This is a genomic window from Streptococcus sp. SCPM-O-B-15277 (M60) (genome assembly GCF_058200335.1).
The window spans coordinates 24,662-47,194 of the sequence record NZ_JBYQGR010000005.1 but is presented as its reverse complement, the minus strand read 5'-3'; the positions used below and the strand labels follow the sequence as shown (position 1 = coordinate 47,194).

At 41.0% G+C, this 22,533-nt stretch carries 30 protein-coding genes; 4 read left to right on the top strand and 26 right to left on the bottom strand.

Features of this window, described 5'->3' with window-relative positions; genetic code table 11:
• Positions 1 to 148 precede the first annotated feature (148 nt).
• The 11 genes from AC3E9F_RS07300 to AC3E9F_RS07250 form a co-directional block, all read right to left on the bottom strand.
• Positions 149 to 1,246 carry a nucleotidyltransferase gene (locus AC3E9F_RS07300; RefSeq protein ID WP_263394468.1) on the bottom strand — a complete coding sequence of 366 codons (1,098 nt, stop codon included), beginning with the start codon at positions 1,244 to 1,246 and terminating at the stop codon, positions 149 to 151.
• Positions 1,247 to 1,260: 14 nt separating this feature from the next.
• On the bottom strand, positions 1,261 to 1,653 hold the full coding sequence (locus AC3E9F_RS07295) for a hypothetical protein (RefSeq protein WP_263394467.1): 393 nt from the start codon (positions 1,651 to 1,653) through the stop codon (positions 1,261 to 1,263).
• Positions 1,654 to 1,662: 9 nt separating this feature from the next.
• Complete coding sequence (locus tag AC3E9F_RS07290; protein ID WP_263394555.1) at positions 1,663 to 2,403, bottom strand: class I SAM-dependent DNA methyltransferase; 741 nt, start codon at positions 2,401 to 2,403, stop codon at positions 1,663 to 1,665.
• Between the two features lie 217 nt (positions 2,404 to 2,620).
• Positions 2,621 to 2,971, bottom strand: a complete 351-nt coding sequence (rsfS, locus tag AC3E9F_RS07285; RefSeq protein WP_263394466.1) for a ribosome silencing factor — start codon at positions 2,969 to 2,971, stop codon at positions 2,621 to 2,623.
• On the bottom strand, positions 2,972 to 3,565 hold the full coding sequence (yqeK, locus tag AC3E9F_RS07280) for a bis(5'-nucleosyl)-tetraphosphatase (symmetrical) YqeK (protein ID WP_263394465.1): 594 nt from the start codon (positions 3,563 to 3,565) through the stop codon (positions 2,972 to 2,974).
• Entirely contained in the window at positions 3,565 to 4,194 is a 630-nt protein-coding gene (locus AC3E9F_RS07275) for a nicotinate-nucleotide adenylyltransferase (protein WP_004251404.1), read from the bottom strand. The genes yqeK and AC3E9F_RS07275 overlap by 1 nt, the downstream gene beginning before the upstream one ends.
• A gap of 48 nt (positions 4,195 to 4,242) precedes the next feature.
• Entirely contained in the window at positions 4,243 to 4,554 is a 312-nt protein-coding gene (yhbY, locus tag AC3E9F_RS07270) for a ribosome assembly RNA-binding protein YhbY (RefSeq protein ID WP_000060171.1), read from the bottom strand.
• Between the two features lie 215 nt (positions 4,555 to 4,769).
• On the bottom strand, positions 4,770 to 5,876 hold the full coding sequence (gene yqeH, locus AC3E9F_RS07265; RefSeq protein ID WP_263394464.1) for a ribosome biogenesis GTPase YqeH: 1,107 nt from the start codon (positions 5,874 to 5,876) through the stop codon (positions 4,770 to 4,772).
• A gap of 2 nt (positions 5,877 to 5,878) precedes the next feature.
• Positions 5,879 to 6,406, bottom strand: coding sequence for a YqeG family HAD IIIA-type phosphatase (locus AC3E9F_RS07260; RefSeq protein ID WP_263394463.1), 528 nt, complete (start codon positions 6,404 to 6,406; stop codon positions 5,879 to 5,881).
• A gap of 16 nt (positions 6,407 to 6,422) precedes the next feature.
• The gene (locus AC3E9F_RS07255) at positions 6,423 to 7,328 is read right to left on the bottom strand and encodes a magnesium transporter CorA family protein (RefSeq protein ID WP_247912921.1); all 906 of its coding nucleotides are present in this window, start codon (positions 7,326 to 7,328) and stop codon (positions 6,423 to 6,425) included.
• Positions 7,329 to 7,379: 51 nt separating this feature from the next.
• Positions 7,380 to 7,946, bottom strand: a complete 567-nt coding sequence (locus AC3E9F_RS07250) for a mechanosensitive ion channel family protein (protein ID WP_006152683.1) — start codon at positions 7,944 to 7,946, stop codon at positions 7,380 to 7,382.
• A 148-nt stretch (positions 7,947 to 8,094) separates the two neighbouring features.
• Between AC3E9F_RS07250 and sstT the strand changes: the two genes are divergently transcribed.
• Positions 8,095 to 9,300 (top strand): serine/threonine transporter SstT, encoded by a 1,206-nt coding sequence (gene sstT, locus AC3E9F_RS07245; protein WP_490672963.1) that lies wholly within the window; start codon positions 8,095 to 8,097, stop codon positions 9,298 to 9,300.
• A 60-nt stretch (positions 9,301 to 9,360) separates the two neighbouring features.
• Entirely contained in the window at positions 9,361 to 10,329 is a 969-nt protein-coding gene (locus AC3E9F_RS07240; RefSeq protein ID WP_490672962.1) for an aromatic acid exporter family protein, read from the top strand.
• 53 nt (positions 10,330 to 10,382) lie between these two features.
• On the opposite strand, the gene AC3E9F_RS07235 is transcribed toward AC3E9F_RS07240, so the two are convergent.
• Both AC3E9F_RS07235 and typA read right to left on the bottom strand, forming a co-directional pair.
• Positions 10,383 to 10,637: a DUF3165 family protein gene (locus AC3E9F_RS07235; RefSeq protein WP_263394460.1), complete on the bottom strand. Its 255-nt coding sequence runs from the start codon at positions 10,635 to 10,637 to the stop codon at positions 10,383 to 10,385.
• A gap of 19 nt (positions 10,638 to 10,656) precedes the next feature.
• Positions 10,657 to 12,498 (bottom strand): translational GTPase TypA, encoded by a 1,842-nt coding sequence (gene typA / locus AC3E9F_RS07230; protein ID WP_178894671.1) that lies wholly within the window; start codon positions 12,496 to 12,498, stop codon positions 10,657 to 10,659.
• Positions 12,499 to 12,659: 161 nt separating this feature from the next.
• Between typA and AC3E9F_RS07225 the strand changes: the two genes are divergently transcribed.
• Entirely contained in the window at positions 12,660 to 13,385 is a 726-nt protein-coding gene (locus AC3E9F_RS07225) for a pseudouridine synthase (RefSeq protein WP_263394459.1), read from the top strand.
• Positions 13,386 to 13,570: 185 nt separating this feature from the next.
• Here AC3E9F_RS07225 and AC3E9F_RS07220 read toward each other — a convergent pair whose 3' ends face one another.
• From AC3E9F_RS07220 to AC3E9F_RS07185, 8 genes are all read right to left on the bottom strand, one after another.
• Positions 13,571 to 13,822 (bottom strand): hypothetical protein, encoded by a 252-nt coding sequence (locus AC3E9F_RS07220; protein WP_263394458.1) that lies wholly within the window; start codon positions 13,820 to 13,822, stop codon positions 13,571 to 13,573.
• 195 nt (positions 13,823 to 14,017) lie between these two features.
• Entirely contained in the window at positions 14,018 to 14,245 is a 228-nt protein-coding gene (locus tag AC3E9F_RS07215) for a DUF4190 domain-containing protein (protein WP_263394457.1), read from the bottom strand.
• 93 nt (positions 14,246 to 14,338) lie between these two features.
• Complete coding sequence (locus tag AC3E9F_RS07210) at positions 14,339 to 14,719, bottom strand: rhodanese-like domain-containing protein (protein WP_263394456.1); 381 nt, start codon at positions 14,717 to 14,719, stop codon at positions 14,339 to 14,341.
• Between the two features lie 5 nt (positions 14,720 to 14,724).
• Positions 14,725 to 14,949, bottom strand: a complete 225-nt coding sequence (locus AC3E9F_RS07205; protein ID WP_024053574.1) for a YqgQ family protein — start codon at positions 14,947 to 14,949, stop codon at positions 14,725 to 14,727.
• 50 nt (positions 14,950 to 14,999) lie between these two features.
• On the bottom strand, positions 15,000 to 15,467 hold the full coding sequence (locus AC3E9F_RS07200; RefSeq protein ID WP_263394455.1) for an ECF transporter S component: 468 nt from the start codon (positions 15,465 to 15,467) through the stop codon (positions 15,000 to 15,002).
• The gene (locus AC3E9F_RS07195) at positions 15,445 to 16,218 is read right to left on the bottom strand and encodes a bifunctional hydroxymethylpyrimidine kinase/phosphomethylpyrimidine kinase (RefSeq protein ID WP_263394454.1); all 774 of its coding nucleotides are present in this window, start codon (positions 16,216 to 16,218) and stop codon (positions 15,445 to 15,447) included. Before AC3E9F_RS07195 ends, AC3E9F_RS07200 begins: the two co-directional genes overlap by 23 nt.
• Positions 16,208 to 16,957 (bottom strand): tRNA pseudouridine(38-40) synthase TruA, encoded by a 750-nt coding sequence (gene truA, locus AC3E9F_RS07190; protein ID WP_263394453.1) that lies wholly within the window; start codon positions 16,955 to 16,957, stop codon positions 16,208 to 16,210. Before truA ends, AC3E9F_RS07195 begins: the two co-directional genes overlap by 11 nt.
• A gap of 85 nt (positions 16,958 to 17,042) precedes the next feature.
• Positions 17,043 to 17,498, bottom strand: a complete 456-nt coding sequence (locus AC3E9F_RS07185; protein ID WP_263394452.1) for a GNAT family N-acetyltransferase — start codon at positions 17,496 to 17,498, stop codon at positions 17,043 to 17,045.
• A 70-nt stretch (positions 17,499 to 17,568) separates the two neighbouring features.
• Between AC3E9F_RS07185 and AC3E9F_RS07180 the strand changes: the two genes are divergently transcribed.
• Positions 17,569 to 18,231 (top strand): prepilin peptidase, encoded by a 663-nt coding sequence (locus AC3E9F_RS07180; RefSeq protein ID WP_263394451.1) that lies wholly within the window; start codon positions 17,569 to 17,571, stop codon positions 18,229 to 18,231.
• Here AC3E9F_RS07180 and trpA read toward each other — a convergent pair.
• From trpA to trpD, 5 genes are read right to left on the bottom strand one after another with little or no spacing between them, the layout of a single operon-like run.
• A complete protein-coding gene (gene trpA, locus AC3E9F_RS07175) occupies positions 18,200 to 18,982 on the bottom strand; it encodes a tryptophan synthase subunit alpha (RefSeq protein ID WP_263394450.1) in 783 nt (260 codons plus the stop codon). The genes AC3E9F_RS07180 and trpA overlap by 32 nt on opposite strands.
• A complete protein-coding gene (gene trpB / locus AC3E9F_RS07170) occupies positions 18,975 to 20,198 on the bottom strand; it encodes a tryptophan synthase subunit beta (protein ID WP_006149843.1) in 1,224 nt (407 codons plus the stop codon). Before trpB ends, trpA begins: the two co-directional genes overlap by 8 nt.
• On the bottom strand, positions 20,176 to 20,775 hold the full coding sequence (locus AC3E9F_RS07165) for a phosphoribosylanthranilate isomerase (protein WP_263394449.1): 600 nt from the start codon (positions 20,773 to 20,775) through the stop codon (positions 20,176 to 20,178). The genes trpB and AC3E9F_RS07165 overlap by 23 nt, the downstream gene beginning before the upstream one ends.
• Positions 20,762 to 21,529, bottom strand: coding sequence for an indole-3-glycerol phosphate synthase TrpC (gene trpC / locus AC3E9F_RS07160; RefSeq protein WP_263394448.1), 768 nt, complete (start codon positions 21,527 to 21,529; stop codon positions 20,762 to 20,764). The genes AC3E9F_RS07165 and trpC overlap by 14 nt, the downstream gene beginning before the upstream one ends.
• Positions 21,526 to 22,530, bottom strand: a complete 1,005-nt coding sequence (gene trpD, locus AC3E9F_RS07155; RefSeq protein ID WP_263394447.1) for an anthranilate phosphoribosyltransferase — start codon at positions 22,528 to 22,530, stop codon at positions 21,526 to 21,528. The genes trpC and trpD overlap by 4 nt, the downstream gene beginning before the upstream one ends.
• Between the last annotated feature and the right edge of the window lie 3 nt (positions 22,531 to 22,533).

The window sequence follows — 22,533 nt, the reverse complement described above, 5'->3', positions numbered from 1 at the left end:
ATTTTTAACAAACCTTAAATGGAAGATATTTTGGTCTTTTTTTGAGTCAATATCTTCATTTTCCTTAGTAAAATAAGCTTCTTAAACCTTACTATTTTTTAAAAGAAATTTTTGCAAAAAACTAAAAAAAGCCTACCTCACAGTAGACTTAGTTCGATTCGATTCTGATCGGCACTCGGCCAAAATTTTGCTCTGCGATACTCGGGTGTCCTAGTTGGTAAATCCGGTCTGCCTTTTGGGTTATGGCATCCCAGGGTTCTTTACCGATTCGGCTAACAAGCTGGACTTGTCCTTTCAAATCTTTAAGGTGTTGTCTACCTTTTTCGGTAAAACCAAGGACGTGAATACCTTCTGGCAAGTCACTTTCTCTGGCCTGCACCAAGATATAGGTCAAGAGGCGTCTGACACGCGCCTTGGTGTACCGCTTGGTAGCCACTAACTCAACCAATTTCTCTACAGATTGGGCTGTCTTGATGGCATCCTTAATACGCACTGCCATTTCCTGATTAATCTGATAAATGCTAGTTAGGTCTGGATTTGACAAGATTTGATAGCGTAAAAGTGGAAAATAATCTTCCCAACTCACCTTACTAGCTTGCTCAAAGAGGGCAACAGATGGCATAAAGCGTTCTAAGAAATCTTGGTCTGATTGATGCTGACGAATAGCTGTCGCCGAAGCAAAGTCAACATCCTTATCCACAGAATGATAGCCTGCACCTTGACGTTTAATTGGATGAAGTTTGATGTTTCGTCTCGCGACTGCCTTGGCATAGGCAAGAGCTAAGACATGATTGGGCGTATCACCCGAAAAATCAAGACCTGCAAATTCCTTCCACATGGCTTGGGTTTTCTGAGGGTAGGAGAGTGAATCAGGTAGATTGTCCACAAAATTCTCCATCTCTTGACCACACTCTGCGTATAAGTTAGCAATTTTCTGGTAATCTAGAACTTCCTCTGTCCCAAAAACTAGGCTGTCAATTCCTAACTGCGCCAAGATGTCTACTGCTCCTTGTCCAAAGAAATCCGCTGCCTGAACACTGACTAAAAAGGGCAATTCTACAACTAAGTCCGCTCCATTCTCTAGTGCCATTTGAGCCCGTGTCCACTTGTCCACGATAGCAGGCTCGCCTCGTTGCACGAAGTTCCCAGACATGGCCACAATTTTCAACGCATCTGCCTGTTCTAGCAGGTATTTGTGGCCATTATGAAAAGGATTGAACTCCGCGATAATACCTGTAATGGTCATGATGTTCTCCCTTTCTAATGACGAAATCTACGATACCACTCAGGCAATCTCCCTCTCCAGTTAAGCCATTGTTTTTCTCCTACTGGAAGGATTTCTGCTAGTTGTTCATTACTATAATTCTTTTGTAGTTCAGGATAAGCTATCAACATCGTTGGTCTATGGCATCCGGCAACCGTCATTGGCCATGTTCCATACATTAGCATATGTCGGATATCATCCTCCGATTTTATTTCATTTACTAACATATCAAAAAGTTTCTTAGACATATCGTAAACAACTAACTCTGAAAATACGGTGCCTTCTTCCTGAACATAAAAATATTGCCCATCTTTTTCCCAAAGCGTTCCATTTTGACGGATACGATTAAACTTTGAAACTTCTTCCCAAGAATATTTTGATCGAACCATATCAACCTCCTACTTCTGTGCCACAAAAAACCAACGGGTGCTCGTTTCTGTAGGCTCCTTGTCCTCAAAATCAGCATAAAGTTTGAAGGATTTAAAACCAGCCTGTTCCAGCAAAATATCATAGGTCAAGACTTCGTATGTCCGTTCTTCATGCACTTCATCATGACGGCTAAAGGACCCGTCTGCTTCCTTGATAAAGAAAGTCAGTTCATGCACGATAGAGTGAGGTGCTTCGTCCTCATAGGTATCCCAAAGCATAGCAAAGTCTTCTGCATTTTCATGATAAGAATAGCCTGGAAAAACCTTATCTGTCTGGTAGGTCGAATGCACATCAAAGATAAAAACACCATCTTCATTGAGGGCATTATAGACTTCTTTGAAAACGTCGCCTACTTCTACTTCATCCTGCATATAGCAGATAGAGTCCGAATAACAAGTGACAAAATCGTATTTCCCTGCCTTGGACAAATCCAGCATATTACCTTCAATAAAATCAATCTTTTGCTTAGCTGAAGTCGCTCTCTTCTCAGCAATCTTCAACATGTCCGCACTCAAGTCCAGCCCAGTCACATCAAAACCTGCTTGAGAAAAGCGCACAGACTGGATGCCTGTCCCACAAGCAAGCTCCAAGAGTTTCTTTCTCTCCTTAGTCTTAGGCAAATGACGGAGGGAAAAATCCGTCCACTTATCGTATAAACTATCATCCATCACAGCATCATAGACCGCTGCAAACGTTTCATAAGTCGCCATCATCATGATACCAAGAGCGTCCATGGCAAACACCACTCGCCCTTTACCTTTCAATCAATTTTTCTAAAATAAGCAAATAAAACCCAGTTGACTGCAACTGAGTTCAATTGTAACGCTATAGTCTTTTCGTTTGCTTTTAGTACTAGGCAACGAATTGCAGGCATAACTAGAGTTAGGCAAAATGAGTTAACGCAGTAATAAAAGATAAAGGAAAAGACTATAAAGTTTCTGAGAGGTCTACTGACTCTGCCTCATGCCAGAGTTTTTCTAGATTATAGTGGGCACGCATTTCTTCTGAAAAGATATGCACAACAACGCCACCAAGGTCTAGCAAGACCCAGCCTCCAGCTGCATCGCCTTCGACATGGCTGCCTTTAAATCCTGCTTCCGTTACTTTTTCACGAATATTGTCAGCGATAGCATCCAACTGACGGCTGTTCATAGAGCTAGTGATAACAAAATAGTCTGTCACACTGGTCAATTCTTGTACGTCAAGCGCGAGGATATCCTCCGCACGTTTCTCATCAGCCGCTTTCACGACTAGTTCTAATAATTCTTTTTCGTTCATTTAATCCTCTTTCAAATAGTGCACATAGGCGTTATAGGTTTCAAGGGTTTGGGGATAGATGGGGAATCCCTGGTGAGCCAAATGCTCCACTGTGTGAGCTGTCTCGTAGGCCACCGCCTTATTTAGCGATAGTTCAGCAATTTCACGCGCCTGATCTACTCCTGGAAAGGCACGATTGTGCTCGATGTAGTCTGCCACATAGATAACCTTGTCAAGATCCGTCATCTGACTCGCTCCAACTGTATGGATTTCTATTGCACGCAGAATTTCAGAGTCTTGCAAGTTCAAATCTTCCTGAATTTTGTAAATACCGACCATACCATGCCAGACATTATTGCCCCAGTTTTTGAGGTCAGGATCTAGCTGATAACGGTCAATCAAGTCTAGAAATTCCTGGTCTGACAACTTTTTAGCATAGTCATGAAGGAGACCTGCTAGACCTGCTTTCTCGGCATCCACTCCGAATCGTTCTGCAAGTTCAATGGCTGCGCGCTCTACACCCAAACAATGGGTTAAACGTTTTTCAGGTAGGAGCTCTGCCATTTTTTCCAACAATTCTTCACGCGAACAGTTGATATAGTCTTGGTATGCCATCAGTAAAGCCCTTCTTTCTCAATATAGTCTAGCACTGGTTTTGGCAAGAGAAAGTTAGGTGTGCGACCTTGGGCAATAAAATCACGCACCATACTAGATGAGATGTCCATCAGGGGCACATCCACCCAGATGACTGGATAAGAAGTCCCTGCCTTGTAGCGTGGTCGCTGAACTCCTACAAACTGAACGAGGTCGACCAATTCATCAATTCTGTACCACTTAGGCAGATAGTCTACCATATCGGCACCGATGATAAAGTAATAATCTGTATCTGGATTCTTCTCTGTCAGAATCTTCATGGTGTCGTAGGTGTAGGAAATACCCTTACGCTCCAGCTCGATGGTCTCAATAGCTAAACCTTCGATTCCGTCAATTGCCAATTCAAGCATCTTGAGGCGGTGGTGTTCAGAAATGGTTTCCTTTTTGTCTACGTGAGGTGGTTGGTATTCAGGCATAAGCAAAACTTGATCCAATCCCAACTGCTGGCGCACTTGGTCTGCCACGATCAGGTGGGCATTGTGAACAGGGTTAAAATTTCCCCCTAAGATTCCAACTTGCTTGCGTTTTTTATCCTTGATTTCTGGCTCTAACTCCACTTTTGTAAAGGGAGTTAATAATTCGATTGCCATAGGTTGATCTCCTTTAGTCTTCTGTAAAAACAGTTTTGGAGTAGAGTTTTAGATTTCTTTGACTTTTTTAGAAATCTTACGATTTTCTTTCTTGCTTGATTGTTTATACAAAATCAAGATACGGCCGATTTTTTGGACTGTATCCACACCGATTTCTTCTTCCAAGATTTCAGCTACTTCGTGGATATTTTCATCTGTGTTTTGCAAGAGTGTAACCTTGATCAACTCGCGGGCATCCAGTGCCTGACGAACGCTAGTTTTAATTTGATCGTTGAGTCCATTTTTCCCGATTTGGATGATAGGTTTGAGGGTGTGTGCCTGGCTGTTGAGGAAGGCACGTTGTTTTGATGTTAATGACATAATCTTAAATAAAAGAGTTTCTTTTCATACTTTTCTTAGGTGATGACGGACGTCAGCAAAGTCCTTTGGACTTTCATGACTAAAATTTGAGCCTAAGGTCTCAAATTTTCCGCAGTTGGTACAATCACTTGGGCCAACTAACACCACGGCGAAAAGTATTCCTTATGGGGCTCGCCATGCTCGCCCAACTTTAGATAACCCTTTCCTTTCTATGCTTAAATAATGGCTTTTCGTGTGACGACGGCGACGCCTTCTGGTGCCCAGACTGCTACTTTGGCAATTCCTGTTACACGAATCCAGCCTAGCCCTGAGATAACGAGGTCTGTCTTATCCTTGATAGTAAAGACATGTTGGACCAGTTTTGGAAAATCTTCTTTTTCCTTGCTATTTGGTGGTGTAAGAAGGGTTCCAAGGTGCTTGTCGTAGAAAGCACTAGCTCCTTCAAGCTTGGTACGATGAAGTTTGAGTTCATTATCAAAGAAAGCTGTGAAACCTTGCTTTTCTCCTGCAATGAAATCAAATCGTCCCAAACCTCCTAAAAAGAGGGTTTGCTCAGGATTGAGCTGGTAGGTTTTAGGTTTGATTTCCTTTTTAGGACTGACATACTTGAGGTTTTTAGCTGTCAAGTAGTGGGCCATCTGATGACGATGGATAATTCCCGGTGTATCATAGATATAAGAACCATCATCAAGTGGAATCTCAATCTTGTCCAAGGTTGTCCCTGGGAAGCGTGAGGTTGTGATGACGTTCTGGTCACCCGTAATTTCTTGGATAATAGCATTGATAAGAGTTGATTTCCCAACGTTGGTAACCCCAACTACATAGACGTCACGACCCTTACGGTAGTGCTCAATTTTATCAATGACTTCCTTGATAGCATGTTTGTTTTGGGCTGAAGTCAGAACGACGTCAACAGGACGTAGACCTTCTTCGTGGGCACGTTCCATGAGCCATTGACTAATCTTACCAGGCTTAACAGACTTAGGAAGGATGTCTTTTTTATTTCCAACCAAGAGAACATCGTTGCCTGATACAAAGCGAGGCAATCCTGGGATAACAGAACCATTAAAGTCAAAGATATCAATCACATTGACCACCAAGGCATCACTGTCTCCTACCTCGTGCAAGAGTTTTAGGAAATCATCATCCGTCAACTGGACATCTGTGATTTCATTGTAATGACGAAGACGGAAACAACGTTGGCAATAAACTTCACCAGTTTCCAAACCTTTTTCGAGTGCTGACTGAGGTGTAAAACCCAAACCAGTCTTATCTTCCGTCTGAATGGTTGCTCCACAACCAATACAGAGAATTTCTTCCATAGTTAAATTCCTTTTTTATAAGTAATAGGTCCGTACTTTTCAGTGATTTGCTTCATAACACGACGTTCACGAGCTCGGTTGATTTGCGTTTTGATGGAATCGTGCCGCACCAAGGGTTTAACCAAAATCGAGCGAATTCCTGCACGGTGAGCTGCACGAATGTCTGTCATGAGTTGATCCCCAACCATAACCACTTCGTTTTTCTCATAGTGGAATTCCTTCATGGCACGATCAATCCCGAAAGTAAAGGGCTTCAAAGCCCAATAAACATAGTCAATCCCAAATTTTTCAACCGCACGTTGAACTCGTTTTTTAGAGTTGTTAGACACCACGATAATACGAATACCAGCATCACGAAGGTCGTGTAACCACTGCTTCATTTCTGGAGTCCCATCAGGGTTATTCCAAGCAATCAGAGTGTTGTCCAAATCCACCAAAACAGCTTTTATTTCCTGTTTTTGCAGGCTTTCTACTGTCAAATCATATACTGCTTCCACAGCAAAATCTGGCATGTAATGTTCAATTGCCATTCTGGCTCCTTCTCTTTTATTTTCTAGTAATTTTCTTCAGCCATTGAGATAAGGCTGCCCATAAAATCAAGCTAGCCATTAAGATATAAATCCAAGCATTGGGCTCTTCTGTAAATGGTAGAGGAACATTCATTCCGAAGAAACCTGTAATAACCGCAAGTACTGCTAGTAAGACGGAGATAATAGTCAAAACTGTCAAACTATCATTCAGGTTATTGTTTAGGATGTTGTTGTAAGAAGATGAGAGTTGTTGCAAGACTTGAGAAATCAAGTCTGTCATAGACACCAACTGATGGGCTTCAATCATTGCATCATCAAACTGCTCTCGTTCGACTTCATTAAATCTCCGATAAAGAGCATGGCCCTGGATATGTTCTAAGAGGAGTCGATTTTGTTTTGCCGCTGCTGTTAAGTAAACCATACCAGTCTCCAAGTCCGAGAGGGCGAAGAGATTTTTCTTTGTTGTTCTCTGACGAAGTAAGCTGTTGACTTCATCTTTACTCTTATCCATCTTTTCAATGATTGGATAATAGGCGTTACTGATAATCTCTAAACCAGCAAAGAGAAACTTGTAAATCGAAATAATTTCATGAGTTTTCAGATAAGTTAGCATACGTTCAATCACATAGGCATTCTTATGATTGCTGATTGTGATGATTCGTTGTTTTTCAACGATAAAGGTCATGGGAATCGCTTCATAGTATTCCTTGTCTTTTTCTAGGTCAAGAACATTATAAATAAAGGTCACAGTCCCATTCTCACGGTTATAATCCATGTGGGCTCTTTCATTTCTATCCAGAGCATATTCGATGGTTTCCTTATCCAAACCATAGATTTCAGATAAATCTTCAAGATTTTTAATTTTTTCGATATCAAGATTTATCCAGGTACAACCATTTCCTAATTGTTTATCTAAAACCATCATTTCTCCTCTGTCAAACTCCCTCTATTGTACCATAAATCAAGTAAAATTTCAGTTCAACTCATCTCTTGAAAAATTGCTAACCACGGTAATATTACGGTTGGGAACAAAGTGGAGAGCCTGGTCTTCACCTCTTAGTTGAGTGGTTCGAATGCCGACACTAACTACTTTTCCCGATACAGTAATGGGACCATTTGTCAAAACAACTTCATCTCCTACATCCAACTGGCGTTCAAAGAGAATAAAGAAGCCATTGATAACATCTGATAAGAAGCCCTGCGCCCCCATACCAATTGCAACTCCGGCAATCCCAGCACCAGCTAGTAAACTGGATACAGGAAGTCCTAGGATAGACAAAATGCAGTAAACTAAAAAGAAATAAAGGGTGTAATTAAAAATATTTTCTAATAAACGCGAGATTGTCTTTTGTCGTCCTGCATCACGATTTGAATACTTAAGTGAAGGCTTGACAATTTTCTTGACAGCTGCGTGGAGAAGCTGTTTAGCTATGTAAAATAGCACAAATAAAATTAAAAGAGAAATCACTTTCGTTAAAAGATTCTCAAATACCGTTGTTAAATCTAGCTTATTAAAATAACTTTTAAAAAATTCTTGCATGTAAAACTCCTTTTATCCATTATACCATAAAACGATAGAGACAAGATATTTATAAATATGCGCTTTCATTATGTAAATTTACATTTTGCTTGATTTTCAAGTATATTTATACTATAATCGTTACTATTACTCAAAAAAGGAGATGTGTATGACAAGAATCATTAATGCCTGGAACAAGTCAAGTCTTATCAAACGAATCCTAATTGGAATGCTTCTTGGAACTTTACTTGGATTACTTTTCCCCAATATGCCAGGGATTGGACTCCTAGGTGATCTTTTTGTCGGTGGACTCAAAGCAATCGCCCCTATTTTAGTATTTTTCCTTGTCGCTAATGCTATTTCTCAACATCGAAAAGGAAAAACTACAAATATAAAAACCGTTATACTTTTGTATTTACTTGGAACTTTTGCAGCTGCTCTTGTGGCAGTTTTCATTAGCTTTCTCTTTCCTATTCAGATTAACTTAGTAACAGCCACAACAACGGAAGCAACTTCACCAGATGGTATCGGACAGGTTCTCAGTAATCTTCTATTAAAATTAGTTGATAATCCTCTAAATGCAATCATCCAAGCTAATTACATCGGCATCCTATCTTGGGCTATTGTCTTTGGAATTGCTATGAGAGAAGCTAGTAGTCACAGCAAAGATCTTTTGAAAACCATGTCGGATGTTGTTTCTAAGATTGTTGGTTGGATTATTAATCTAGCTCCTTTTGGTATTCTCGGATTAGTCTTTCAAACCATTTCAGACCAGGGGATTGCCAGCCTAACCAACTATGGTGTTTTACTAGGGCTTTTAATTGCCACTATGCTTTTAGTGGCTCTAGTCATCAATCCACTGATTGCCTTTTTATTCATGAAGAGAAATCCCTATCCACTAGTTTTGAAATGTCTACGTATCAGCGGTGTAACAGCATTTTTTACTCGTAGCTCTGCTGCAAATATCCCTGTTAATATGAAACTCTGTGAAGATCTCGGTCTTAATCCAGATACCTATACAGTCTCTATCCCATTAGGCTCAACCATTAATATGGCTGGAGCAGCAATTACCATTAACATTTTAACCTTGGCTGCTGTTAACACCCTGGGGATTTCAGTTGATTTTGCAACTGCTTTTGTACTCAGTATTGTCGCAGCAATCTCTGCCTGCGGAGCTTCTGGAATTGCCGGCGGTTCCCTTCTACTCATCCCTGTTGCCTGCAGTCTCTTTGGTATTAGCAACGATATTGCTATGCAAGTTGTTGCAGTCGGTTTTGTCATTGGTGTTGTACAAGACTCTTGTGAAACAGCCCTCAACTCTTCGACAGATGTTCTCTTTACTGCCGTTGCAGAATATGCAAGTCGGAAGGCTTGACCTATTTGAAATTCCTTTTATAATATGTAGTATAACTATTATTCATTCGGAAAGTATTCTATGTCTATCACACAACGTACTTTAAAACTAGTCCTAGCAACTTGTTTTGCTTGTTTACTAGCCTACTTTTTTGATTTGTCATCAGCTGTATCAGCTGGTATCATTGCTATCTTAAGTCTATCTGATACGCGAAGAAGCACTATCAAACTAGCTCGTAATAGACTTTTTTCAACCTTGCTAGCTCTGACAATCGGTGTTATCGCCTTTCAACTAACTGGTTATCATATCTGGAGCTTTGGGCTTTACTTAGCAATCTACGTTCCTCTAGCCTATAAACTGAGTTGGGAAATTGGAATCACTCCAAGTAGCGTCTTGGTTAGCCATCTCTTAATCCAACAATCAACAGCACCAGCACTTTTACTGAATGAGCTCTTACTCTTCCTAATCGGTACTGGCTTTGCGCTTCTGGTCAATCTCTATATGCCTTCACGTGAAAAAGAAATTCAACATTATCATACTCTTGTTGAAGAAAAACTCAGAGATGTTCTTCTACGGCTTTCTTACTATCTAAAAAGAGGAGATGGCCGTAATCAGGCTCAACTAGTCAATGAACTTGATCAACTACTTGAGGATGCTCTTAAGTTAGTTTACCTCGATCATTCTGACCATCTCTTTCACCAGACAGACTATCATATCCACTACTTTGAGATGCGACAAAGACAAACTCGTATCTTAAGAAATATGGCTCAACAGATCAACACATGCCAACTAGCCGCTAGTGAGAGTTTGATTGTCGCTCAGCTCTTTTCAAAAACAGCTAGTCAATTGAGTCAAACCAATCCAGCCTATAACTTATTGAATGATATTGAGAGCTACCTAGAGGTGTTTCGCAATCGATCTCTCCCTAAAACTAGAGAAGAGTTTGAGACACGGGCTACGCTTCTACAACTCTTTCGTGAATTAGAGCATTTTATCCAGATAAAAGTAGATTTCTACAACCGTTATTCTGACAAAAACAGTAACAAATAAAAACTTCTATCAGCAACTGAGTTGCCGATAGAAGTTTTTTGTTATGAATAGATTTAATTTTCGCGCTTCTTTCGAATCGACATGAGACTGATGTCTCTCAAACTAAAGTAAGTAAGAGCCAGCATTCCCAATGTAATAAAGATTTCAGCTGGAAGTTGAAGGATCTGAAGTGCAGATAGCATCAACAAAATCAAGAGGGCAACAAGTCCAAAAACCAGAATAACAACGTTGACTGTTCCCTTGATACTTTGAGGGGTCGCAAAGATATAGAGTAAGAGTAATAAAATCCCTATGATTAAATAGACCATCTTTATCTCTTTCTAGCTCTTATTCAGCTGATTTTTTCTTTTTGTTTGCTTTTTCGCGCTCTGCCTTGTTGAGAATTTGCTTACGCAAACGGATTGATTCAGGCGTTACTTCCATGTATTCATCATCATTCAAGAACTCAAGTGATTCTTCAAGCGTCAAGATACGAGGAGTTTTGATAACTGCTGTTTGGTCCTTAGTAGCTGAACGAACGTTGGTCATTTGTTTTGCTTTCGTGATATTAACAGTCAAGTCATTTTCACGAGAGTTTTCACCGATGATCATTCCTTCGTAAACCTCGGTACCTGGGTTGACAAAGATAGTACCACGTTCTTCGATAGACATGATAGAGTAAGTTGTAGCCTTACCAGCATCGATAGAAACAAGAGCACCACGGTGACGTCCACCGATTTCACCTGGAATCAATGGCAAGTATTGATCGAAGGTATGGTTCATGATTCCGTAACCACGAGTCATTGACAAGAACTCAGTTGAGTATCCAATCAAACCACGCGCAGGAACTAGGAAGACCAAACGAGTTTGACCATTACCTGTTGCAATCATATCCAACATTTCACCCTTACGCTCAGAAAGGCTTTGGATAACAGAACCTTGGTATTCTTCTGGTGTGTCGATTTGCACGCGTTCAAATGGTTCACATTTGACACCGTCAATTTCTTTTACGATAACTTCTGGACGAGACACTTGAAGCTCATAACCTTCACGACGCATAGTCTCGATAAGGATTGACAAGTGCAATTCCCCACGTCCTGAAACCGTCCATTTATCTGGTGAGTCTGTTGGGTCTACACGAAGAGATACGTCTGTTTGTAACTCAGCTTGAAGACGTTCTTCAACCTTACGAGAAGTCACCCATTTTCCTTCACGACCAGCAAATGGTGAGTTATTAACCAAGAAAGTCATTTGAAGAGTTGGTTCATCGATGTGAAGAACTGGAAGAGCTTCAACTGCATCTGTTGGAGTGATTGTTTCCCCAACGAAAATGTCTTCCATACCTGATACGGCAATCAAATCACCAGCCTTAGCTTCTTGGATTTCACGACGTTCCAAACCAAAGAAACCAAAGAGTTTTGTAACACGGAAGTTCTTGGTTGTTCCGTCAAGTTTAGAAAGGGTAACTTGGTCCCCAACCTTGACTGTACCACGGAAGACACGTCCGATACCAATACGTCCTACGAAGTCATTGTAGTCAAGAAGTGACACTTGGAATTGAAGAGGCTCATCAGAGTTATCAACCGGAGCTGGAATGTGGTCGATAATGGTGTCAAAGATTGGCGCCATAGTCTTTTCTTGGTCTGCTGGATCATCTGATAATGAAGATGTTCCGTTGATCGCTGAAGCATAGACTACTGGGAAGTCAAGCTGATCATCATCTGCACCAAGTTCGATGAAAAGTTCCAAAACTTCATCCACTACTTCTGCTGGACGAGCTGATGGCTTATCGATTTTGTTAACTACAACGATAGGCACAAGATCTTGTTCCAACGCTTTTTTCAATACGAAACGAGTCTGTGGCATGGTTCCTTCGTAAGCATCTACGACCAAAACAACACCATCAACCATTTTCATGATACGCTCAACTTCTCCACCGAAGTCCGCGTGTCCTGGTGTATCCATGATGTTGATACGAGTTCCGTTGTAGGCAACGGCTGTATTTTTCGCAAGGATAGTAATTCCACGCTCTTTTTCAATATCGTTTGAGTCCATTGCACGCTCAGCTAATTCTGTACGTGCGTCAAGAGTTTCAGATTGTTTTAATAATTCGTCAACGAGGGTTGTTTTCCCGTGGTCGACGTGGGCGATAATCGCGATATTACGGATATCTTCTCTTAATTTTGTCATGATTTCCTCTGTTATATTCAAAAATTTATTTTCTAACTGAGCAATTATACCACAATTTTAAGCAAATGACTTAACTCAAGTAAGTGTAAATGTTTTCAAAAGAAAATTCATGACTTATCTTTTCTTTTCAAAAATCCTGACTTGTGATAAGATAGGCTGGTATGCGTTTAGATAATTTATTAGCCCAGGAAAAAATCAGTCGAAAAGCCATGAAACAGGCTCTTATCAAAAAAGAAATCTTAATAGATGGAGTCCCTGCTACTTCCCTTGCACAGAATGTTGATACGGGATTACAAGAGTTGATTTTTCAGGGTAGAAAAATCCAAGGATATGAGCACACCTATCTCATGCTTCACAAACCAAATGGTGTCGTGACAGCAAGCAAGGACAAGAAGCTCCCAACGGTTATGGACTTACTACCTCAACACCTCCAGTCGGCTCATCTTTACGCAATTGGTCGATTGGATAGAGATACGACAGGGTTGCTCCTCCTAACAGATAATGGCCCTCTAGGTTTTCAACTTCTCCACCCTCAATATCATGTCGATAAAACTTATCAAGTTGAAGTCAATGGACCGCTCTTATCCGATCACATCCAACAATTCAAAGATGGGATTATCTTTTTAGATGGAACTAGCTGTAAACCTGCTCAACTTGAGATTCTATCTTCAAGTCCTAGTCTCAGCAGAGCCACTATCACCATCTCTGAAGGAAAATTTCATCAGGTTAAAAAAATGTTCCTCTCAGTCGGTGTCAAGGTCACTGCTCTCAAACGAGTTCAGTTTGGGGATTTCACATTAGATTCAGAGCTAGCAGAGGGGCAATACCGTCCCTTGAACCAAGAGGAATTGGAAATCATAAAAAACTACCTAGAGAAAAGTGGATAAAACAAAAAAGAGAGTGGGACAGAAATCGGTAATTCGTTAGAATTCGATTTCGTCGTCCCACCTCCGCACAGTTGAGTAGGGCTGTAAAAGCTGATGAAATCAGCGTAGTAGAGCCCACTCAACCACTGCGTCTTGCTCGACAATCCATAGACAATTGAGAGGCTAGAATTTTTGTCCCAAACTCTTTAATTAATTCTCGAAAGTTGTGAGATTAATACGATACAAAAAAGTGCAGAAATGACAAGCCCTAACACAAGCCCTAAAATAGAGAGAATTTTTTCTGTCTTATAGTCTAGTCCAGACTCTTTTTGATGCGAATGTGCCAAGACCAAACCAAAAATACCAAAAATAATACTTAACACTGGAAATCCAAAGGCAGCTATGATAGATATGATACCTAAAACAAATGAAGTTTTTTTCTTTTCTTGTGTATTCATATTATAAAAACTCCTTAAATTTATCACAGATTCATTATACCATATAAAGAGATTTTATCTATGGTGTAATCAATTTTGCTGTATGTAAACTTGCACCTGAGTCAAGAAGCATTAGAATGATTCATACCTATTTCGAGAAGATTGGATCAAACAAAAAAAGCTTTAAAACTAAAGCTTTTTTTGTTAGAACCCTGATTAATGCATCATTAAGATAAGTCCTGCAATCCAGTTAAGTACAGAAATGACAATCCCTACGATATTGAGAATTTTTTCTGTTTTATACACTAGTCCAGATTGATTTTGATGTGAATTAGCCAAGACAAGGCCAATAATCCCCAAAATAAGTCCTACGATTGGAGATAGCAAACCAAGGACGATAGATAGAATACCTAAAACAAGTGAGGCTTTTTTCTTTTCTTGCATAATAAAAAACTCCTTAAATTTAATACAAATTAATTATATCATAAAAAGCTAGAACTGTATATTAAACATATGTGACAACTTTATTTCACATTATTAGCTAGTCTTAACTTTTCCTGTCCAAGAATCCAATCCGTAAGAAAGGATATAAATTTCTGAGAAACCTTGTTTTTTCAAGAAAAGTGCTGCATTGGTAACCCGTTGTGCACGTTGGTTTTCATAAAGAAGTACAGGCTTGTCCTTACGAAGCGCTGCAAGACTTGTCTTCAATTGGTTTGAAGGAATATTACGAGCTCCGAGGATATGTTTTCTGTGGAAGTCTGACGGATCACGCAAGTCAATCAACTGACCGGTACGAATCAAAGACTCAAACTCTGCATTGTCTACAATTTTTGCTGCACGGCGAATACGAAGATAGTTGTATCCCATCCATGCCAACATCACCACTACAAGTCCCCATAATACCCAAGTTACCATAATATCTAATCTCCATTTTTTTCTAAATAATCTAATTCTAGTTTGTGCTCTCTGCGAAGAACAGCCTCCGCTTCTAGATAATCCAGCTTATCCATCAAGCCTGCATCATAAATTCGTGATAGTTCAATCTTCATTAATTCAATGTCATAAAGACGTTTGCCCATATAGACAAGAATACCGAACTGTTTGAGAAATTGTTGCACATCGTAGAGTGTTTTCATAGCTTTCATTTTAGCAAAAAATCAGAGCTTTTTCAAGAGTTCCTAGGGAAGATTCCTTTTTACTGCTTACTAATTTTCTTAATACTCTGATGGAGAAGATAGCCAACAATCATTCCAACAAAATTCTGCAACAAATTGTGAGGAATATCTGTCAGAGCTACACCCCAACCTTTCATCCAAGATGTCGCACATGCATATCCAGCTACCATGAGAAAAGTTGCTAAAACTAATCCAAGCCACTGCCATTTTCCTTTAAAACCTGCAAAGTAACCCTGCAAACCATGGAAAAGCAAGCTGAAGAACATCCAATGAGGATAGCCTGAGATCAGGTCAATAATGAAACCTCCTAGACCTCCCACAATAGCTCCCTCTCGTTTTCCATAATAAAAAGCAGTGAAAAAGATTCCAGCATCTAAAAGAGTTAAGATTCCTGTTTGAGTTGGGATTTTGACAATATAACCTAAAACTACCGATAGGGCAGTCAGTATTGATAATAGGGCGATTTTACTTGTTTTGGTTTGCTTCATACTGTCTTACTCCATATTGATCTGCTTGTGCGATAGCACAATAAACAAAGGCTTTAGAACTCTCAATTGCTGGTAAGAGCTCCTCTCCCTTGACTAACTGACTAGCAATGCTTGAGGCAAAGGTACAACCAGCACCTGCATTTTGTCCTTCAATAACAGGATTTTCCAAAACTGTAAAGTTCTTTCCATCATAAAATACATCTAATGCCTTATCTTGACTGAGGCGATTCCCACCTTTAATAATGACTGCTGGTGCTCCTAAGTCATGTAATTTCTGAGCTGCAGCTTTCATATCATCCAAGGTTTCTATCTTTTGGTCTGCAAGTAATTCTGCCTCAGGAAGGTTAGGAGTAACTACAGTCACATAAGGGAAAAAGCGAATCAACTCTTGACAGAGCTCGCTGACAGCAACATCATGCGTTTCCTTACAAACGAGAACTGGATCCAATACCACTGGAACTCCTGCGCGTTCCTTGATAAAGTTAAGAGCTTTCTCAGCAACACCAACAGTCGGTAAGAGGCCAATCTTAATCCCTCCAAAGTCCACGTTCTTAAGACTATCCAGCTGTTGTTGGAAAATAGTCTCATCTGTCGGAAAGACTTCAAAACCATTTTCCGTCAAGGCAGTCAAGCAGGTCATGGCCACAAAACCATGCAGACCATTTAAAGTATAGGTCGCAAGGTCAGCAGCTAGTCCACCACCACTAAAAATATCATTTCCTGAAAGTGCTAAAATACGATTATTCTTCATAACGAATCTCCTTCAAATACAAACCATTGGGTGCTGCAGTTGGACCTGCCAACTGTCTGTCTTTTTTCTCCAAAATCAGGTCAATCTGCTCAATGGGCATCCGATTATTACCAATTTTCAGCAAGGTCCCGACCATATTTCGAATCTGCTTATAGAGGAAGCCATTGCCAGAGAAAGTAAAGGTCAAAAATTGACCGGTCTCGTCAACCCTAAGACTGGCTTCCGTGATCGTTCTTACCTTGTCCTCCACACTTGTTCCGGCAGCAGTAAAACCGGTGAAATCATGGGTTCCTTCTAATTTCTTCACAGCCTTTTGCATGCGTTCCACATCTAGTGGATAGGGATAGTGGGTGGTATAATGACGTCTCATAGGATTTTTAGGACGCCCTCTATCCACGATAAACTCGTAGGTCTTGCTATGCTTGGCATAACGGCAATGAAAATCATCAGCCACTACCTCAATCGAAATGACATCTATATCTTCAGGACTTTGAGTATCGAGAGCAAAGCGAAGCTTTTCCTCATCCATCTGATAGGGAAGATCAAAGTGGATAACCTGCCCTAGCGCATGAACACCACTATCCGTTCGCCCTGCACCATGGATGGTAATGGCCTGCCCTTTATTTAATTTGGTTAAAGTTTTTTCAATTTCCTCTTGGACACTACGCGCGTGTGGTTGCCGTTGAAAGCCAGCAAAGGCGTAGCCATCATAGGAAATGATTGCTTTATATCTAGTCATGTATCTATTTTATCAAGAAAATTTCTCTGCAACAAGTTTGAAAACCAAAAATTGTACGGGTGCAGTTTTAGATATCAACTAGTCCTTACCTCGATTTTCTCATTATATATTTTCGTACAGGTACTTCAACCATTTGAACGATTTCAAATCCTTCCTTTTGGTAAAGATTATAAGCTGTTTGATTTGCCTCGTAGACATTTAGAGAAATAGTATCTATGTCTTCATTTTCAAAGACCAAACTAACAAATTTCCTTAAAGCCTGGCTACCTAACCCCTGCCCCTGTTTCTGGGGATTGATAAAAAATCTCCCGATATGAAGATTCCTGTCTTCTAGCCTTATTTTCTGGATGACACCTACAAACTCTTCTTCAGCAAAAATGGAAAAAATTCCTTCCAGCTTTTGTAAGGATTGGACAATCAAGGGATAAGAAATTTTAGGTCCCATCCATTGCTTCTGAAAACTTTCTCCCAAAGCATTAGACCAGCGACAAATGAGTTGGGCATTTTCTATCTGAAGTCCTTTTTCAAAGTGAATTTTCATATTTGCTCCTAAAATTTCTCCTTTATCCAACTATTATACTCTTTCTCTTATTTTTTCCGAATTAATAAGTATGATTCACCTTTACTTTTTTCTTGTTGGAGCTATTTTTGCTTCCTTTCTAGGTCTTGTCATTGACCGCTTTCCTGAGCAGTCTATTATCTTTCCTGCTAGTCACTGTGATTCTTGTCAGACTCCCTTGAAACCACTGGATTTGATTCCAATTGTGTCCCAGATATTCAATCGCTTTCGCTGCCGCTATTGCAAGGTTCGATATCCTTTCTGGTATGCCCTTTTGGAGTTGGGGTTAGGACTTGTCTTTCTAGCTGGGTCTTTGGGATTTCTAACTCTGAGTCAAGTCATCCTAGTCACTGCTGGCTTGACTTTGAGCATCTATGACCTTCGACATCAAGAATATCCTTTGCTAGTCTGGCTGACCTTTCACCTAATTCTCATGGTTTGCTATGGTTGGAATCTAGTTATGATTTTCTTTCTTATTCTGGGAATTTTGGCTCACTTAATCGATATCCGCATAGGTGCAGGGGATTTTCTCTTTCTAGCCTCTTGTGCGCTTATCTTTAGTCTGACAGAATTACTAATTTTGATACAGTTCGCTTCTACAACTGGCATTCTAGCTTTTCTCCTACAAAAGAACAAGGAAAGACTCCCATTCGTGCCTTTCCTCTTATTTGCTAGCTGTATGATTATTCTGGGTAAGCTACTGCTTCTCGGATAAAGTCAGCGATTTCTGCTACTTTTCCTTCATGTAGAGCCTTAACAATCTTGGAACCGACGATGACGCCGTCTGATACTGCATTAAATCGTTCTACATCATCCTGTGTAGATACACCAAACCCTGTCAATACTGGAATGTCAGCCACTTGACGCAGTTGAGCCAAGTGCTTGTCCAAATCATCTCGATAATTGCCTGATTTCCCTGTCACCCCGTTAATGGCAACTGCATAAACAAAACCTTCAGCTCCCTCAATGAGTTCTTTTTGACGCTCAATTCCTGTCGTCAAGCTAACAAGTGGAATCAAAGCAATGTCTGTATTTGCTAAAAAGGGCTCTACAAAATTAGCATGTTCATGAGGGAGATCTGGAATAATCAAACCCTTAACCGCTGTATCAGAAAGGTCTTTGACAAATTTCTCAATACCGTACTGAAAGAGGGGGTTAAAGTAGGTCATGATAACAAGTGGAACTTCTGTTTCAATAGTCTTCAAAGTTTCAACCAGAGCCTGGGTAGAGGTTCCGCGAACTAGACTGCGCAAGCCTGCTTCTTCGATAACTGGACCATCTGCAACTGGGTCTGAGAAAGGAACTCCCACTTCAATAGCAGACACACCCAAATCTTCTAAAAAGTGAATTGTTTCAGCGAGACCATCTAATCCTTTTTCATGGTCTCCAGCCATGATATAGGGAACAAAAATTCCCTTTCCGGTTGCCTTGATAGCGTTCAGTTTTTCTGTTAGTGTCTTAGGCATGAGCTTCTCCCTTCTTTGCTGCGTCTGCTTCCAAACGGTCCTTGACTTGAACTACATCCTTGTCCCCGCGACCTGATAGACAGACAATCATAGACTTGTCTGGACCAAGTTCTTTGGCTAATTTCACCGCAAAGGCGATAGCGTGACTAGACTCCAAAGCTGGGATAATCCCTTCCACACGAGACAAGAGTTGGAAGCCTTCCAAGGCTTCCTCATCTGTCACAGGAACATAGGTCGCACGTTTGATATCGTGGTAGTGAGAATGTTCAGGACCAATACCTGGGTAGTCCAAACCTGCTGAGATAGAGAAGGCTTCTAAGATTTGTCCGTGGGCATCTTGGAGAACATCCATGAGAGAACCGTGAAGAACTCCTGGGCGACCCTTGGTCAAGGTAGCTGCGTGATGCTCTGTATCCACACCAAGTCCTGCCGCTTCAGCTCCATACATAGCTACAGATTCATCTTCCACAAATGGATGGAAAAGACCGATAGCATTAGAACCTCCACCAACACAGGCTACTAGGGCATCTGGCAAATCTTGCCCTGTCAAGTCACGGTACTGTTGTTTAGCCTCTCGACCGATAACACTTTGGAAATCACGCACAATTTCTGGAAAAGGATGAGGTCCCAAGGCAGAACCAAGGATATAGTGGGTATCATCGATGTTGGCTACCCATGAACGAAGGGCTGCATTGACCGCGTCTTTGAGCACGCGCGAACCATCTGTTACAGCTTCCACCTTGGCTCCCAAAAGTTCCATACGGAAGACATTGAGGGCTTGGCGTTTAACATCTTCCTCACCCATATAGATAGTACATTCCATGTTAAAAAGGGCTGCAGCTGTTGCAGTTGCTACACCGTGCTGACCGGCACCTGTTTCAGCAATAATTTTCTTTTTGCCCATACGTTTAGCCAGTAAAACTTGTCCCAAGGCATTGTTAATCTTGTGTGCACCTGTATGGTTGAGGTCTTCACGTTTGAGGTAAATCTTGGCTCCGCCGATATGCTGGGTCAAGTTTTTTGCGTAGTAAAGAGGTGTTTCACGACCTACATATTGGCGCAAAAGTTGGTTTAACTCTTCTTGGAAACTTGGATCTGCCTGACTTTCACGATAAGCTTCTTCCAACTCCAATACTGCCGTCATCAATGTTTCTGGGACAAAACGTCCACCGAATTTTCCGTAAAATCCTTCTTTATTTGGTTCTTGATATGCCATGCTTAACCCTCTCTATAAATCTTCTAATCTTTTCATGATCTTTTTGGCCGTCTGTCTCTACACCACTTGATACATCTACTGCAAAGGGAGTAAAGTGTTGAATTGCTTCTTCTACATTATCCTCATTGAGCCCGCCTGCGATGAAGAAAGACTGAGATAGTTCTGTCGTATCCAGTTGCCCCCAGTCAAAGGTTTGACCACTTCCTGCCACAGGGGCATCAAAGAGTAGATAATCTGCCTGTGAACTTGGTACATGACCATCTCCATCCACCTGAACAGCCTGAATGCTGGCACAAGGCAAATCCACAAACAAATCATCCGCCACCTGACCATGAATTTGAACTAAGTCCAAGCCAACCTTTTCAATCGCTTCTAGTAATTCTTCCCGACTTGGTGAAACAAATACGCCAACCTTTTTTACATTAACAGGAATGAGTGTTGCCAGCTCCGCAGCCTGTCCCAAGGTCACCTGTCTTTTGCTAGGAGCAAAGACAAAACCGATGTAGTCTGCTCCAGCTGACACAGCTGTTTCTACTGCTCCTTTGGTCGATAGTCCACAAATCTTAACCTTTGTCAATCTGCAACTCCTTGATTCTCTGGGCGACATCTTCTGCTTGCATGAGGGCTGTTCCCACCAAAATTCCGTTAAAGTAGGGTGCAACTCGTTTCGCATCCTCTCCTGTAAAAATGGCAGATTCAGAAATATACAAGCAATCATCCTTGAAGTGTTTGGACAAGTCTACACTAGTCTGCAAGTCAACTTCAAAGGTAGTCAAATTACGATTATTCACACCAATAATTTGAGCGCCAAGACGGTGGGCAACTTCTAGCTCCGCTAGATTATGAGTTTCCACCAACACTTCTAGACCAAGCTCTGTCGCATAGTCATACAGTTCCTTGAGGCGTTCTTCTGATAAAGCCGCTACGATGAGCAAGATAACTGTCGCACCTGCATTGCGAGCTCGGATGATTTGCTTTTCATCGATAATAAAATCCTTGTTCAGCGTCGGAATCTGTACCTGACTGGAAATCTCACGCAGATAATCCAAATGACCTTTAAAGAAAACTTCATCTGTCAGAACAGAAATCATAACAGCGCCGTTAGCCTCGTAAGTCTGGGCCTGTTGAACGATATCCACATCCAGATTAATATCCCCTAAACTTGGGCTCGCCTTCTTGACCTCTGCAATAATTTGCAGACGTTCTTGATGGTTTTTCAAATATTCAGCTAAGCGATAGCTTTCACGCAAGGGCTGAAGTTCCTCTCGTTCCATCTTTTCAACTTCACGCGCCTTCTGATCTAAGATACGTGACAAAAATTCCTGACTCATTTTTGGTACTCCTGTAATAGTCTGAGTTTTTCAAGGGCCTTACCACTGGCAATCACTTGGCGTGCCATTTCAACTCCGTCTTTGATACTATCTACCTTACCATTGGCATAAAAACCAAGGCCAGCATTTAAGACTGTTGTTTCCAAGAATGGACTTGGTTCGTTATTGAGAACGCTAACAAGAATGGCTGCATTCTCATGAGCATTTCCTCCACGAATGTCCTCAATGGCAATGCGTTCCATTCCCAAATCTTCTGGAGTAAAGGTTGACAAAGTGATTTCACCATTTTCAAGAAGGGCAATGTTGGTAGTACCATTCAAACCAGCCTCATCTAATCCTTCTGGACCAGCTACTACGATAGCACGTTTGCGACCCATGTTTTTCAAAACCTGAGCTGTACTTTCTAGAAGTTCTGGACGACTAATTCCTAGAAGCTGTGTTTCCAAGATCATTGGGTGAATGAGTGGACCTGTCAAATTCATGATGGTTGGAATTCCCAATTCCAAACGTGCTGGCATAATATATTTCATAGCTGGGTGCATGTTTTTGGCAAAGAGAAAGACGATTCCTGTTTGGTCAAATACCTTACCCAATTGTGCTGGCTTGAGGTCAATATTGATTCCCAAAGCTTGCAAGACATCTGCTGAACCAGATTTAGAGGAAATTGAACGATTGCCATGTTTAGCCATATGGATTCCACCACCTGCCAAGACAAAGGCTGCAGTTGTTGAGATGTTAAAGCTAAATGACTTATCTCCACCCGTACCACAGTTATCCATAGCATCTTGAATATTGGTTGGAATGTGTTGAGCATGTCCTCTCATAACTTGGGCGAGGGCTGTTCTTTCCTCAGGTGTTTCTCCCTTCATCTTGAGGGCTAACAGTAGAGAAGCGATTTGTGCTTCTGTCACTCGCCCTGTTACGATGCGTTCGATCACATCTGTCATTTCAACACTTGATAGGTCTTCAAAGTTCGCTAATTTTTCAATAATTTCTTTCATTTT

What these genes read in the sequence shown, in the direction of transcription:
- AC3E9F_RS07300 (WP_263394468.1), bottom strand. Translation starts at nt 1,246, where the DNA reads ATGACCATTACAGGTATTATCGCGGAGTTCAATCCTTTTCATAATGGC.
- AC3E9F_RS07295 (WP_263394467.1), bottom strand. Translation starts at nt 1,653, where the DNA reads ATGGTTCGATCAAAATATTCTTGGGAAGAAGTTTCAAAGTTTAATCGT.
- AC3E9F_RS07290 (WP_263394555.1), bottom strand. Translation starts at nt 2,403, where the DNA reads ATGGCGACTTATGAAACGTTTGCAGCGGTCTATGATGCTGTGATGGAT.
- rsfS (WP_263394466.1), bottom strand. Translation starts at nt 2,971, where the DNA reads ATGAACGAAAAAGAATTATTAGAACTAGTCGTGAAAGCGGCTGATGAG.
- yqeK (WP_263394465.1), bottom strand. Translation starts at nt 3,565, where the DNA reads ATGGCATACCAAGACTATATCAACTGTTCGCGTGAAGAATTGTTGGAA.
- AC3E9F_RS07275 (WP_004251404.1), bottom strand. Translation starts at nt 4,194, where the DNA reads ATGGCAATCGAATTATTAACTCCCTTTACAAAAGTGGAGTTAGAGCCA.
- yhbY (WP_000060171.1), bottom strand. Translation starts at nt 4,554, where the DNA reads ATGTCATTAACATCAAAACAACGTGCCTTCCTCAACAGCCAGGCACAC.
- yqeH (WP_263394464.1), bottom strand. Translation starts at nt 5,876, where the DNA reads ATGGAAGAAATTCTCTGTATTGGTTGTGGAGCAACCATTCAGACGGAA.
- AC3E9F_RS07260 (WP_263394463.1), bottom strand. Translation starts at nt 6,406, where the DNA reads ATGGCAATTGAACATTACATGCCAGATTTTGCTGTGGAAGCAGTATAT.
- AC3E9F_RS07255 (WP_247912921.1), bottom strand. Translation starts at nt 7,328, where the DNA reads ATGGTTTTAGATAAACAATTAGGAAATGGTTGTACCTGGATAAATCTT.
- AC3E9F_RS07250 (WP_006152683.1), bottom strand. Translation starts at nt 7,946, where the DNA reads ATGCAAGAATTTTTTAAAAGTTATTTTAATAAGCTAGATTTAACAACG.
- sstT (WP_490672963.1), top strand. Translation starts at nt 8,095, where the DNA reads ATGACAAGAATCATTAATGCCTGGAACAAGTCAAGTCTTATCAAACGA.
- AC3E9F_RS07240 (WP_490672962.1), top strand. Translation starts at nt 9,361, where the DNA reads ATGTCTATCACACAACGTACTTTAAAACTAGTCCTAGCAACTTGTTTT.
- AC3E9F_RS07235 (WP_263394460.1), bottom strand. Translation starts at nt 10,637, where the DNA reads ATGGTCTATTTAATCATAGGGATTTTATTACTCTTACTCTATATCTTT.
- typA (WP_178894671.1), bottom strand. Translation starts at nt 12,498, where the DNA reads ATGACAAAATTAAGAGAAGATATCCGTAATATCGCGATTATCGCCCAC.
- AC3E9F_RS07225 (WP_263394459.1), top strand. Translation starts at nt 12,660, where the DNA reads ATGCGTTTAGATAATTTATTAGCCCAGGAAAAAATCAGTCGAAAAGCC.
- AC3E9F_RS07220 (WP_263394458.1), bottom strand. Translation starts at nt 13,822, where the DNA reads ATGAATACACAAGAAAAGAAAAAAACTTCATTTGTTTTAGGTATCATA.
- AC3E9F_RS07215 (WP_263394457.1), bottom strand. Translation starts at nt 14,245, where the DNA reads ATGCAAGAAAAGAAAAAAGCCTCACTTGTTTTAGGTATTCTATCTATC.
- AC3E9F_RS07210 (WP_263394456.1), bottom strand. Translation starts at nt 14,719, where the DNA reads ATGGTAACTTGGGTATTATGGGGACTTGTAGTGGTGATGTTGGCATGG.
- AC3E9F_RS07205 (WP_024053574.1), bottom strand. Translation starts at nt 14,949, where the DNA reads ATGAAAGCTATGAAAACACTCTACGATGTGCAACAATTTCTCAAACAG.
- AC3E9F_RS07200 (WP_263394455.1), bottom strand. Translation starts at nt 15,467, where the DNA reads ATGAAGCAAACCAAAACAAGTAAAATCGCCCTATTATCAATACTGACT.
- AC3E9F_RS07195 (WP_263394454.1), bottom strand. Translation starts at nt 16,218, where the DNA reads ATGAAGAATAATCGTATTTTAGCACTTTCAGGAAATGATATTTTTAGT.
- truA (WP_263394453.1), bottom strand. Translation starts at nt 16,957, where the DNA reads ATGACTAGATATAAAGCAATCATTTCCTATGATGGCTACGCCTTTGCT.
- AC3E9F_RS07185 (WP_263394452.1), bottom strand. Translation starts at nt 17,498, where the DNA reads ATGAAAATTCACTTTGAAAAAGGACTTCAGATAGAAAATGCCCAACTC.
- AC3E9F_RS07180 (WP_263394451.1), top strand. Translation starts at nt 17,569, where the DNA reads ATGATTCACCTTTACTTTTTTCTTGTTGGAGCTATTTTTGCTTCCTTT.
- trpA (WP_263394450.1), bottom strand. Translation starts at nt 18,982, where the DNA reads ATGCCTAAGACACTAACAGAAAAACTGAACGCTATCAAGGCAACCGGA.
- trpB (WP_006149843.1), bottom strand. Translation starts at nt 20,198, where the DNA reads ATGGCATATCAAGAACCAAATAAAGAAGGATTTTACGGAAAATTCGGT.
- trpC (WP_263394448.1), bottom strand. Translation starts at nt 21,529, where the DNA reads ATGAGTCAGGAATTTTTGTCACGTATCTTAGATCAGAAGGCGCGTGAA.
- trpD (WP_263394447.1), bottom strand. Translation starts at nt 22,530, where the DNA reads ATGAAAGAAATTATTGAAAAATTAGCGAACTTTGAAGACCTATCAAGT.